Source organism: Aliamphritea hakodatensis (assembly GCF_024347195.1).
Lineage (GTDB): Bacteria > Pseudomonadota > Gammaproteobacteria > Pseudomonadales > Balneatricaceae > Amphritea > Amphritea hakodatensis.
The window spans coordinates 3944515-3957864 of sequence record NZ_AP025281.1 but is presented as its reverse complement, the minus strand read 5'-3'; the positions used below and the strand labels follow the sequence as shown (position 1 = coordinate 3957864).

Here is a 13350-nt window from a genome sequence, read left to right as displayed (position 1 = left end):
TGCGAACAGGTCTCTGTGGCCCGGTGTTTTCATTTTTGTTTCAGGCTGACGTGCTGTAATTGACCGGCTAAGCTGCAGTTTCTGTGTGTATTGAATAGCGAGGCATGCCGGTGTCTGGCAGTTCAGCCGTCGCCAGACTGACCGGCATTCTCTAATCTCCGGGAGGGCAAGGTCATGAGGGTTAAACAACACGGATATCGCTGGTTGCTGGGAACAGTTGTGATGCTGGCAGGCATAGCAGCTCAGGCAGCCAGTTTTGGTCAGGAAGGCGGTATTAACTGGCAACCCTGGGATAAAGCTTCCTTTGATAAGGCCCGTGCAGAGAACAAGCTGATACTGGTGAACGTCGGTATGGAAGGCTGTACCGCCTGTAACCGTATGGAGCGGATAACTTATACCAACCCTGATGTCGTCGATGTGGTGAACCAGCATTTTGTCGCCATCGCTGTAGATGCTCAGGCGAGGCCGGATATCGGTGAACGGTATTCCGACTGGGCCTGGCCGGCAACGGCCTTTATGCAACCGGACGCCACCCAGGTGTTTGCCATGGCCGGCAACCGTTTGCCCCGCAATTTTATTCCTCTGCTAAATGATCTGGTTGAGAAGCAGGCCGCCGGTACCTTAAAGCCAGACCCGAATTCCCCTTATGCTGCAGCCCCTGAGCCGGTAGAAACCGAGCTGACCAGAATCCGTGATCAGGTGCGGTTACAGCTCGACCGGGCGCTGAATGATGGTTATGGCTGGTCCCGCTGGGGGCTGAATACTGAAATTGACGGGCCCCGTCTGGAGCATCTTTACTTCCGGGCACATCTTTATGATAACCAGAGTTTACGTGAGCTGGCACTGGCAACCAGCCGTGGATTCCTGGCAACACTGGATCCGGTCTGGGGCGGTGCCTATATCAAGAAAATCGTGGCGGGCAGTGAGGGCGTGCCGGCCCGTTTCAGCAAGCTGATGGCCATTCCTGAAAAGCGCATCAGTAATCAGGTGAATGCGATTACTGCCTTTGCCGAAGCTTACCGTATCACCGGGGATGAAGCGTTTCGCGACGGTATGCGCAATGTGGATATGTACCTGAATGACTGGATGCTGGACAGCAACAACGGCTATTACGCCAATCAGAAAGATGAGCCTGAAGGCTTACCTGAAAACTGGTGGCCACAGGATTACTGGTTACTGGATACCGCTGAAGAACGTCTGGCTTATGGTATTCCGCCAATTGATCATGCCATTTACACCGATAAAAACGGTGAGGTGATCCGGGCTTACGTTCTGGCTGGCCAGGCCTTTGGTAATCCTGAATATCTGAACAAAGCCATCGCAACTGCAGATTTTATTTTACAGGACCGTCAGCAACCGGAAGGCTGGTTACTGCAGTCCCGTGAAAATCAGGCGATGGCGGATGATCAGCGGGTACACCCGCATTCCGAAGAAGCCAGACCTTTCCTGCGGGCGCAGGCGAGTATGGGGCGGGCGCTGCTGGCACTTTACAGCGCCACCGGCGATGCGCAATGGCTTGATGCCGCGGTTGCGGTTGCTGACGGTACGCTGGCCACCTTGCTGGATGCGACCAGTAAAGGCTTTTACGGCACTGTACCGGACGCCACAGCTAGCCTTATTCCGCCCCGTAAACCCCTGGAAGATAATGCCCACGCCGCCAGCTTTTTCTATGACCTGTTTATCATGAGTAAGCTGCCACGGTTTGAAACGGTTGCCGAAGAGACGCTGCGGGCTGTTGCTGCGCCGCCAATTCTGGCCCGTGAAGGCCGGATAACCGGGCGTACCGGGCTGGCGCTGGAACAACTCACCGCGGCCTATGTAGAGTTTTCCGTGGTGGCTGAAAATGCCAACGAAGCGGCGCAGAAGTTATATGCCGCGGGAATTGATGCCTATCACCCCCGTAAGTTGCTGCACTTTGAAAAGCCGGGCCGCTATCCGCAACTGGGTGACGCCAGCATGTTTATCTGTAATCCGGATCGCTGTTCTTTGCCCCTGAGTAAGCCTGAAGAGGTGGCAGAGGTTGCTGAAGGTTTCCGGGAAGGGGCGGCGTCACTGTAAGATTTCCCTGCGTGCAGGTTGCACCGGCACCGGTTTCCGGTGTGGCCTGTTTGCTGTTCTGACAGTATCGGTGGGGACAGCGCCCGCAGCGGTTATTTGTGTCAGCAACATCAGACCTCCCAAAATGAGAGCAGAAGTGGTCGATTACGGTGACTTTTCATCGTAGCTTGTGGCACGTGTTTTATAAAAAGCGGCACGATTTTTTATAAAAAACTGTTTAGAAATATACTCTTAAACGTGACATGCCGGGCAATGTAAACGCTGCCTGTACGCGCGTTGAGATGCTGGCACGACAGGCAGTCGTCAATACTCAGGGAGCCCTGGAGGGGGAATATGGAACGTTGGAATCGCGTTAAGAGTTATCCGCTGCACATCCATATTTCGACTTTTGCACTGTTCCTGGTGTTTTGCCTGGGCGGTGTACTGACCTTCTATAACTACTATCAGGCCAGCCAGTTAATCCGCAGTGCCGCCAGCGACGTATTTGAACAGTCCCGCCAGAAAATAGAGCTGGATTTTCAGCGCAGTTACGCCCCTATTGCACAAACCGTTCATCTGTTAACCAAAACACCGCTGGTCAGCGCCACGACGTTTGAGCAGCGTATGGTGCAGTTACCGTTATTGATTACCGCCCTGCAGGACCAGCCGGAACTGGCTGCGCTGGAAGTGGCCTATCAAAACGGCGATTACTTCATTGTCCGGGTGATTAATGATCAGCACATGCGGGACGTTTTTGAAGCCCCGAAGGATGCCGCCTTTCTGGTGGATAATATTCAGTATGAAAACGCCGGCCGGGGCATTGAACGGGTATTTCTCAATGCCGATTCAGTTCAGGTCGGCAGCACACAGCTGATGCCGACGCAATATGACCCGCGGCTGCGGGACTGGTATACACAGGCGGCAAACGCGAATGCAGAAGGGCGTCTGACCGAGCCGTATCTGTATTTCTTTATCCGTAAAGTGGGGGTGACGTATTCCCAGTCCAGCCCGGACGGTAATGCGGTTGTCGCCGGTGATATCGCGCTGGATGTGTTGAGTGCATCGGTTCAGGAGCAGAAAATTACCCCCGGCAGTCATTTACTGATTCTGGATAAAACCCGCGGTGTGCTTGCCTATAACCGGCGGCCGGACCCGGTATACAGTGCCACCGATGAACGGGTCAGGCTGTTGCATATCAATGATTTACAACAGCCTTTACTGGAACTGGCAGCTACCCGTCTGGACGGTACTGAGAAACAGTTTGAGCTGACTTATCAGGATCAGACATGGCAGGGGTCTCTGAAGCTACTGGCGCCGATTCCTCAGGCACAGTTTCAGTTGCTGTTGCTGACACCTGAGCAGGAATTGCTGGCTGAGGCTTATGATATCCGCCGTTACAGCACCCTGATCGCGTTTGTGCTGCTGCTAATGTTTCTGCCACTGACCTGGTGGATTGCCCGCCGGGTAACGCTGGCGTTACAGCGGCTGGTCTGGCAAAGCCAGGAGATACAGCGTTTTCATTTGGGATATCAGATAGAAAACCGCTCCCGGATTAAGGAAATTGTTGAGCTGGCCACCGCCATGGGCGTGATGCAGCAAACTCTGCGCGTTTTCATTCGTCAGTTAGAGCAGCTTAATCAGCAGCGGCATCCGGACGGACTCACGGAGCTGCTAACGAAAGACTTACAGCAGATCACCGGGTATGAAGGGGTATTACTGTACCGCCCCCGGGATAAGCAACATATGTATCTGGCCGGAACCGGCTATAAAACCATTCCCAGTGCAGCGAACCTGCCGGTACAGATTCCGCTGGTGCTGGATTCAGTCATTGCCAGGGCGATCGACATGCACAGCAGCCAGTGTGCTGATTTGCGCACTGAAGATCCGCTGGTGTTCGGTGCGCTGTCGAATCAGTTTGCCGATGAGCTGCGTTTAACCGCGGTGCCTCTGATTTCCGGCCATATCCGCGGGGTGCTGGTGTTACTGGAAAAACACAGCGACAGCCGGGATCAGCAGCGGGCATTTGTGGAGGCACTGGCGGGTTTTGCAGCGCATTGTCTGGAACATGCGGATCATGAGAAACGGGTTACCGATTCGGCGTCATCCTGATCCGTTATACCGTTTCCTTTGTTTGTGTTTCTGGCGCGTTGTGATGGTTAACCGGAATACCGCAGGCGGGGGCTTGGCTGCTGTCTGATTGCGTACGGTTTCCCTCCCGCTGGCCTCATTTTGGGCAATACCTGACAGAAAAACTCTGATTTTCGACTACCTTTAACTAGCACGTTAAAAATACGTGACTAGAACCGTTGTTTGCCGGTCGGCCGGGAGCCTCTGGCAGTCAGTTTTACGGAAATAAGGGAAGAGATCTGTGCGCTGGGAATGTCGGGCTGTGATCTTCGATGAAAGGATTTCACCGCACGGGAGCACCTATATGAATTCCTGGCACAGGCTGCGACGCTGTCCTATACATTTGCATATATCCACGCTGGCTGTATTACTGGTGCTGATACTGGGCGGCAGTCTGGGGATTTATAATTATCACCAGACCCGTCAGTTGATTAACAGCGCCTCGGGGGACTACCTTGAGCAGCTCAGACTCAATGTGGAACTTGAGTTTCAGCGCAGTTACGCACCGGTGGCTCAGACGGTGAATTTACTCCTGCAAACCAAACTGACCACCGCCGGTAACATGTCTGCCCGGTTGCGCAGTCTGCCGTTGCTGGCCGCGGCATTGGAAAACCGTCCGGAGCTGACCGCCCTTGAAGTGGGCTATGCCAATGGCGATTTCTTCATTGTTCGGGTGATGAATGATGATCATATGCGGGATGTGTTCAGTGCCCCCAGACAGGCTGTCTATGCCGTGGACAACATTCGTTTCGCCCGCAGCCCGCGCCGCATTCAGCGGCTGTTTTTTGATGAAAATCTGGTGCCGCTCGGGCCGTCGGAATATTTACCCACTGAATACGACCCCCGTAAGCGGGGCTGGTTTGAGCTGGCCGTAGAAGGGCGGGGGGAAGGTAAACTCACAGATCCTTATCTGTACTTTTTTATCCGTAAAGTGGGTGTTACCTATACGCAGATTAATACGGTGGAGGCGGCGGTAATCGCCGGTGATATTTCCCTGGATATGCTCGCCAAGTCTGTGCAACAGCAACGCATCAGCCCTAATAGCCATTTACTGATTCTGGACAATAAGCAACAGGTGCTGGCCTATAACCGGTCAGATAATCTGATCAGCAGTGCCACAGATAACGAAGTGAAACTGAAGACTCTCGCAGAGTTACAGCATCCGTTAATGAGTCAGGTCAGCCATTTACCGGATGGTACTGACAAAATGTTCAGTGTCAGTTTTCAGGGGGAAACCTGGCAGGGGCAACTGAAGACCCTGACGCCGATTCCGGAGGCTGAGTTTCAGTTGTTGTTACTGACACCGGAGAATGATTTGCTGGCGGAAGCTTACCGGATTCGTAAAGAAGGCGGGGTGATCATTCTGGCACTGTTGCTGATTGCCCTGCCATTAACCTGGCTGATGACCCGGCGGCTGGCGTTACCGCTGGTGGATCTGATTGAGCACGGCCGGGAAATTAAGCGGTTTAAATTTAATAACCGTTTTTCGGATACAGGCATCGCGGAAGTGGATGATCTGCACCACGTGATGGATGAAATGCAGCACAGTTTTGATGACCTTTTCGGGTTACTGAAGCGAACCACCGCGTATCCGGACAGTAAAGTCCGCGCCGGTTATGTCTGCAGTGAATTACAGCGGCTGGTGCAGTGCGACGGTGTGATGATCTATCTGGCCCGTGATGAGCAGGATCTGACATTAGCGGCGGGGCACTTCCCCGGATTACGGGCCGCGCAATACCTTGAAACAGTCATTCCTTTACAGCTGGACAGCTTGCTGTCGCGGGTTTATTTGTCTGCAGGAACGCTGGAAGGCCCGTTGTCTGCTGAAGATCCGCTGGTGATTGGCGGTCTCAAAGCACACTTTAACTGTGAAATGTGCATGCTGGCTGTGCCCCTGTTAAATGTTAAGGGGGCGGCTGTCGGGGTGATGGCTTTACTGGCACCGCTGGATCAGGATACCTGTGTGGAAAAACTGTCGTTCTGTGAAGCGCTGGCAGGTTTTCTGGGGAGCATTCTGTTGCCGGAAAGGAGCCGGGATAAACCTGTTATTCGCCGTCGGTTAACCTCAGGATGAGTAATCGAACCGTTTTACCTGTCTATACTTAAATCAGCAGACGAAGGCTGATGAGACAACGGGGCAGTTTATGAAGCAGCAAACGGAGTATATCGCCAGACAACCGGATGATGCCGGCATTATTCATTACAGTGATGCTGAGAATGCCATCTGGAAGACGCTGATTACCCGTCAGATGGCCTGTATTCAGGATGCAGCCTGTGATGAGTTTTTATCCGGGCTGGAATTGCTGAACCTGCCGGATGACCGGATACCGCAGCTCCGCGAAGTGGATGAAGTGCTGGCGCCTGCAACCGGGTGGAAGACCGCGGCAGTGCCGGCGCTGATCGGTTTTGACCGTTTTTTTGAGCTGCTTTCTCAGCGGCGTTTTCCGGTGGCGACGTTTATCCGTTCCCGCAAGGATCTGGACTACATTAAAGAGCCGGATATTTACCATGAGATTTTTGGCCACTGTGCGATGCTGACTAATCAGCATTTTGCTGACTTTACCGCCCACTATGGCAAGCTGGGTGTGTCGGCAAGCCCACAGGAAAGGGTTTATCTGGCCCGGTTGTACTGGTTTACGGTTGAATTTGGCCTGGTACGTCATGGCAACAGTTTCCGGGTAATCGGTGGCGGTATCCTTTCTTCCCCCGGTGAGACCCGTTACGCCTTCAGCCAGGAAGCACAGATCAGCCCTCTGGAGCCTTTACAGGTGCTGCGAACACCCTACCGGATTGATATTATGCAGCCGGAATATTTTCTGTTGGATGATCTGGCGCATATGACTGCCCTGACCCGGCTGGACCTGATGGCGCTGGTGCATCAGGCCATGGAAATGGGGTTATTGCCGGCAAAATTCCCAGAGGCTGTGTGAAGATTTTAATACGTACTGAATATGTAATCTTTACTTTAAAAAATGATGATTTATCGACTTTAGAGTGAGTCGTAAACTGTGCAGCAGAATAAAGTAACTCCTTATTCTGATTATTTAACGGCATCTCTGTGCAGCAGAGGTGCCGTTTTTTTATCCGCTGAACGGTTTTGTCTGATCTGCCTGCGCTGCCATATGTTGCAGAAACGCTTTCAGCACCAGATTTTTGGGAGTGCTTTTGCGGGTAACGTATGAAAACCGTGTGTCGTAAAAATACCTCTGCGGTTCAATGGCGTGCAGGCGGCCTTCGTTCACCCAGGGCTGGGCAAAATGATCCGGCAGATAACCGATATAACGTCCGGTCAGAATCAAAAAGGCAATGCCTTCCCGGTCTGTGGCCGTCGCCGCCGCCTCAGTGCTGAGGCATTGCTGATGGGTTTTTATCTCGGCACTCTGTACGTAGGCGGGCAGTACGGCAGGCCACTGATCAAGCTGAGCATTGCCTTCAGCACGAAACAGCGGGTGGCTGGCTTCACAGTACAGTTCTGAACGTTCACTGTAGAGGTCATGATATTCCAAACCACTTATCTGCTTGGTTGTAGGCATAATTCCCACATGCAGGCGGCCTTTCAGAATGCCCAGTTCCACATCATTAGGGGGCATCATCCAGATATTGATTACCACATCCGGCCCCTGATCTTTCAGTAATGCCAGGCTGTTGGTAATAGTCATCTTTGGCATGCTCACCAAGGTATCAGTGATACCGATATTCAGCTCGCCCTTGAGCTGGGTATGTAAGCCGTTTATCTGGGTTTTGAAGTCTTCAATGGAAGAGAACAGCTGCAGGATATATTCATAGATTTCCCGGCCTTCTTCGGTCAGGGAAAAACCGGAACGGCCCCGCTGACAGAGGCGAAATCCCAGCCGGGTTTCCAGGTCGGATACGGCAACGCTGATGGCGGCGCTGCTGATATTGAGCACCACTTCCGCGGCGGAAAAACCGCCGGCTTCAACAATGACCCGGAAGATTCGCAGGAGACGAAGATCCACATCGCTTAACTGACCAATGACATGTTTATTCAAAGTAAATTTTGTTTCCTGTTAATTGTGTGTAACAAAAGCCGGATCTGATCACTACAGACCGGCCTTTTGCCGCTCAGTATCCGGCGGCAGATACCGCCGGATATCGGTGTATTTAATACAGTTTAGTAACCCAGCAGCAGTTTAGGTAAAAACAGCGACAGTTCCGGTATAAAGGTGACCAGCAAAACCATAGGTAAGTGGCCCAGGCAGAGGAATTTCAGCGTGGGTGTCAGGTACCTGTCCAGTGAGAGTTTACTGACCCCGCCTGCCATATACAGCATGGGGGCGCAGGGAGGGGAGACATTACCCAGCCCAAGATTCACCCCGACAATGGCGGCAAAATGAATCGGATCAATGCCCAGCGCGTTAACTACCGGCAGGAAGATAATCGCTGCGAGTACGCTGCCGGAAATATCATCGACAATCATACCGATCAGTAGCAGTAACAGGTTAATCAGCAGCAGAATCACGTACTTGTTTTCGGAGATCTGTAACAGGGTTTCTGCCAGTTCCTTAGGAATCTGCTCAAGAATCATCGCCCGGCTCATGATGAACAGGAAGAACAGTACCGCCATGATTGAGCCGGTCATGGTGACGGCACGAATCGTCACGCTGCCAAGGCTGCGCAGACTCAAACCTTTATAGATCAGCAGGCCAACCGGTATTGCATAAATGACGGCAATAGCTGCCGCTTCAGTAGGAGTGGCAATGCCACTGTATATAGCCCCCAGAATGATCAGCGGCATCAGCAGTGCGAATAACGCTTTGTAACCGGAAACAGCCACCTGTTTGGCGGCTGTTTTAAAAGGCACGGCTGGCGATGTCTGAATGTCCGGATTATCCTTCAGAAACCAGATGTTCAGCGCGCAGTAAATCAGGGTGAGCAGAATGCCGGGAATGATAGTCGACAGGAATGCCGCACCCACCGAGAGCCCACCGGTAATCGAAAAGATGATCATAGGTATACTTGGCGGAATCAACAGCGCCAGTACGGAAGAGCAGGCGACCAGAGCGGTTGCGTGGCCTTCCGGATAGCCTTCCCGGACCATGCGGGGAATCATGATCTGACCAACCGCTGCAATTGCTGCAGATGAGCTGCCGGAAATTGCGCCGAACAAGGCACAGGTCAGTACGGTGACAGCACCCAGCCCGCCTTTAATCCGGCCTACCAGCGAATTAACGAAATTCAACAGCCGTTCAGATATACCGCCTTCTGCCATCAGCAGGCCGGCCAGAATAAACAGTGGTAAGGCTAGCAGGGCAAAACCGCTGGCGGTTTTAAAACCATGGGGAATCAGAAATGAAATATCGTTACCCGTGCTGAAGACGAACAGCATTGCGCCAATGCCGAACGCGAAGGCAACCGGAATTTCAACCAGAATCAGGGCGACGATAATCAGCATCGCCAGTAAAAATAAAATCATTGTTGCGACTCCTGACGGGATGATTTCATGATCCGCAGTTCGCGGATCTGCCTGATAGCATTCAGCATGAAGTAACCCACCATCATGCCAAAGCCGACAATCATGCTGGTACTCCAGATGCCACGGGGCCAGCGCAGATTGATGCTCAGGCGGCCACGGTCAATTTCTTTCAGTGCGTATTTGCAGGCAAAGTAACCGAACACACAGGCGGCCAGCATGCATATCACTGAGCCAAAGAGACGGAATAACTGGGTTTTATAGGGATCTTTGACAACCAGAGAGAGGATGCCGCCATGAATATGTTCGTGTTGCCGGGTGGCATAGCCCATGCCAAGAAAGTACACCCATACGGCGAGCAAAATAGAGGCTTCTTCTATGCCGGTAAAAGGCGACTCAAGGACGTAGCGCATAATCACCTGAGCAAACATCAGCGCGGCGAGCATCAGGCCGGCGAAGAGCATCAGTGTTCTGAAGATATGGTTGAAGAGTGATTCAAAACCAATCAAACATTTTTTAAGGGGGCTGGGGGATTGGGTACCGGCAGGCTGGGGAGCCAGCGTGTCATTGCCGGACGACAGTATTTCGGGCGTTTGCATAACACTGATCCGTTCAGTTGGGCGTCGGTAACTACTGCCAGGCAGCTGGACCGGCGCGGCTGATCTGCGTCTCCGGTGCAGATGTGCCCCGGAGACTGTGTAAAAAAGCCCCGGACCCGGGGCAAGAAGTGCATGATCAGTTAATACCGGCGATCGCCCGCATCTTATTCATGATTTCAGTGCCAACAATTTCTTCCATGAACGGCCATTCTTTTTCATAAATGATACTTTTGGCTTTTTGCAGCTCAGCCGGTGACAGTTCGACCACGTTGATGCCATTTTCCTGTACTTTTGCCAGGAAGCCTTCATCAATGCTCTGCGCTTCAGCCCAGACCTTGGTCATGGTGACTTCTGCGGCATCACGGATTTTCTTCTGCTCTGCTTCAGGCAGGCTGTCCATCCAGGATTTATTGACCACCCAGAACGCATGTTCGAAGTAATCTTTGGTCAGGACGTAACTTTCCAGCACGTCACGCATCTGCCAGATTTCCACCGACGGACCGAATGCCCGGCCATCAACCGTGCCCAGCTGTAAGGCGGTGTAAAGTTCAGCAAACGGCATCGGAACCGCGGTGAATCCCCAGTTCTTGAAACGCTCGATGGCAACAGGTGCCGGCGGGACCCGCATTTTAAAGCCCCGGGCATCTTCCAGGAAGCTGGTCGGCACACGGTTGACCCCTTTACGGACCGCCAGGGAGCCGAAACCGGTAGGAATGGTGCCCAGGATCTCCAGATCCAGATCGCCGAGGATTTCGTTATAAACGTCAGTCATCTGACCGTTAGGGCCGTACACTTTGCGGGCATCGTCCCAGTTATCAACGACGTAGGCCAGCCAGGACAGATCCAGACGGGGATCATACTCAGAGGCACCGAAACTCATAGTCATCGGCACGACACCTTCCATGCTTTGCTCAAAAATGGATGCCCAGTCGCCCAGATCGCCACCCGGGTGATAGCTGACTTCCAGCCCGGAGTCATTGCTTTTCATTTCTTCAATGAAGGTTTCCGAAGCCATGTGGAAAATATGGTCGGCAGGGTATGCATGAGCCAGAATAAAATCATCACCGGCAGTGGCCTGAGTAGCCATTGGCAGTGATAAAACTGTTGCAGTTGTGCATGCTGCAACCAAAGACTTGATAGTAGTTTTTATCGTCATAACGACCTCTAATATTTTTTGTTGGTCTTGAAAAAGTTCAGACGTGTGCAGGACTGAACCGTCAGACGATTCTCAGTGATGACGGGAGCTGGATAAATTTCAAATAGGTTTAATTTAGTTAATTAAACGATTAAGTAAGGCGTAAGAGCGCCTAATTACAATGGTTTGGCAGGTCGCCTTTTGACAATTTTATTCTGCTTCGCAGGGCTGACAGTGATAATTACACCGGCAGAATGCCGGTGTGAAAGGGAAGTGAAGTGCTATTTTTCTTCAATTTGTTCGGCGTGGCTGTAAAGGCGGCTGATCAGTGTACTGAACTGTTGCTGTTCTTCTTCGTTAAAACATTCCAGTAACTTTTCTTCATAGGCAAAGGATACCGGCACGATTTCCCGGTAGACGTCCCGGCCGGTCTCAGACAGATTCAGCACTGAACGGCGCCGGTCATCGGCGTCGAACTCCCGCTCGATCAGCTTGCGCTGTAATAACTTGGCGATTGCCCGGCTGATGATCGACTTTTCAATCTGGGTTTTGACTGAGACAAAATCCGCCGATGCATCCGGGTATTCACCCAGTACAGCCATGATGCGCCATTCAGTGACGGATATACCGAACTTGCCCTCATAGGTTGCAGCGATGATGGTACTGACTTTGTTGGACAACACTGATAACCGGTAAGGCATAAAGTCTTCCAGCGTAATGATATCAGGGGTGTCGTGAGTATTTTTCATAGGCTCTTCCGGGTCAGGGCTTGACAATAGTTGCGCTCGCAACCAATAATTGTTGCATTAACAACTATTGATTCAGATCACTCTGTTTCAACTAATAATAATTATATCCGGAGCAAAACGCAGCGTCGCCGTACTTGTCGTTTTTCGTTCCGTTACCGGCAGGAGCATACCATGACCGATCTTTTTGAAAATCCTATGGGCCTGGATGGCTTTGAATTTGTGGAGTTTTCTGCCTCTGAACGGGGTCAGCTGGAACCGGTTTTCGAGATGATGGGCTTTACCTGCATTGCCCGTCACCGCTCCAAAAATGCGGTGCTGTTCCGTCAGGGAGATATCAACTTCATTATCAACTATGAACCGGGCAGTAACGCTCACTACTTTGCAGAAGAGCATGGACCGTCTGCCTGCGGTATGGCATTCCGGGTAAAGAACTCGCACCACGCCTACCATCGGGCGTTGCAGCTGGGGGCACAGCCGGTGGAAATTCCTACCGGGCCGATGGAGCTGCGTTTGCCGGCCATTAAAGGCATTGGCGGTGCGCCACTGTATCTGATTGACCGCTATCAGGCTGGCAGCTCAATTTATGATATCGATTTTGAATACATTGACGGTGTTGACCGCCACCCGGAAGGGTGTGGCTTTAAGGTTATCGATCACCTGACCCATAACGTCTACCGAGGCCGGATGGATTACTGGGCCGGCTTCTATGAAAAGATTTTTAACTTCCGGGAAATCCGTTACTTCGATATCAAGGGTGAGTACACCGGTCTGTTATCCAAGGCGATGACCGCACCGGACGGGCGTATCCGTATTCCCCTGAATGAAGAAGCGTCCCAGGGCGGCCAGATTGAAGAGTTTCTGATGGCCTATAACGGCGAAGGCATTCAGCACATTGCCTTTTCCTGTGACAACCTGCTGGAAGCCTGGGACAAGCTGAAAGCCCGGGGCGTTAGCTTTATGACCCCGCCACCGGCAACCTATTACGACATGCTGGAAGAACGTTTGCCCGGCCATGGAGAACCGGTGGATGAATTACAGACCCGGGGGATCTTGCTTGACGGCAGCACGGAAGGTGATGAACCCCGTCTGTTATTACAGATCTTTTCAGACACGGTCATCGGGCCGGTGTTTTTCGAATTTATTCAGCGTAAGCAGGATGACGGTTTCGGAGAAGGTAACTTTAAGGCCCTGTTTGAATCCATCGAACGGGATCAGGTTGCCCGCGGCGTGATCGATCAGTCAGACACCGCACCGGAACAGAAAGGAGCCTGA

At 52.2% G+C, this 13350-nt stretch carries 10 protein-coding genes; 5 read left to right on the top strand and 5 right to left on the bottom strand.

Features of this window, described 5'->3' with window-relative positions:
• The first annotated feature begins 174 nt into the window (after nt 1–174).
• The 4 genes from PCI15_RS18095 (at nt 175) to phhA (ending at nt 7094) form a co-directional block, all read left to right on the top strand.
• Nucleotides 175–2058, top strand: coding sequence for a DUF255 domain-containing protein (locus tag PCI15_RS18095; RefSeq protein ID WP_271271326.1), 1884 nt, complete (start codon nt 175–177; stop codon nt 2056–2058).
• Between the two features lie 333 nt (nt 2059–2391).
• On the top strand, nt 2392–4146 hold the full coding sequence (locus tag PCI15_RS18090) for a PDC sensor domain-containing protein (RefSeq protein WP_271271325.1): 1755 nt from the start codon (nt 2392–2394) through the stop codon (nt 4144–4146).
• A 322-nt stretch (nt 4147–4468) separates the two neighbouring features.
• The gene (locus tag PCI15_RS18085) at nt 4469–6238 is read left to right on the top strand and encodes a cache domain-containing protein (RefSeq protein ID WP_271271324.1); all 1770 of its coding nucleotides are present in this window, start codon (nt 4469–4471) and stop codon (nt 6236–6238) included.
• Between the two features lie 70 nt (nt 6239–6308).
• A complete protein-coding gene (gene phhA, locus PCI15_RS18080; protein WP_271271323.1) occupies nt 6309–7094 on the top strand; it encodes a phenylalanine 4-monooxygenase in 786 nt (261 codons plus the stop codon).
• 150 nt (nt 7095–7244) lie between these two features.
• On the opposite strand, the gene PCI15_RS18075 is transcribed toward phhA, so the two are convergent.
• From PCI15_RS18075 to PCI15_RS18055, 5 genes are all read right to left on the bottom strand, one after another.
• Nucleotides 7245–8174 carry a LysR family transcriptional regulator gene (locus tag PCI15_RS18075; RefSeq protein WP_271271322.1) on the bottom strand — a complete coding sequence of 310 codons (930 nt, stop codon included), beginning with the start codon at nt 8172–8174 and terminating at the stop codon, nt 7245–7247.
• A 122-nt stretch (nt 8175–8296) separates the two neighbouring features.
• Nucleotides 8297–9598, bottom strand: coding sequence for a TRAP transporter large permease (locus PCI15_RS18070; protein WP_271271321.1), 1302 nt, complete (start codon nt 9596–9598; stop codon nt 8297–8299).
• Complete coding sequence (locus tag PCI15_RS18065) at nt 9595–10194, bottom strand: TRAP transporter small permease (RefSeq protein WP_271271320.1); 600 nt, start codon at nt 10192–10194, stop codon at nt 9595–9597. Before PCI15_RS18065 ends, PCI15_RS18070 begins: the two co-directional genes overlap by 4 nt.
• Before the next feature lie 136 nt (nt 10195–10330).
• Nucleotides 10331–11350, bottom strand: a complete 1020-nt coding sequence (gene dctP / locus PCI15_RS18060) for a TRAP transporter substrate-binding protein DctP (protein ID WP_271271319.1) — start codon at nt 11348–11350, stop codon at nt 10331–10333.
• A gap of 260 nt (nt 11351–11610) precedes the next feature.
• On the bottom strand, nt 11611–12078 hold the full coding sequence (locus tag PCI15_RS18055) for a MarR family winged helix-turn-helix transcriptional regulator (protein ID WP_271271318.1): 468 nt from the start codon (nt 12076–12078) through the stop codon (nt 11611–11613).
• Nucleotides 12079–12249: 171 nt separating this feature from the next.
• Here PCI15_RS18055 and hppD point away from each other — a divergent pair, with 171 nt between their 5' ends.
• Nucleotides 12250–13350 (top strand): 4-hydroxyphenylpyruvate dioxygenase, encoded by a 1101-nt coding sequence (gene hppD / locus PCI15_RS18050; RefSeq protein WP_271271317.1) that lies wholly within the window; start codon nt 12250–12252, stop codon nt 13348–13350.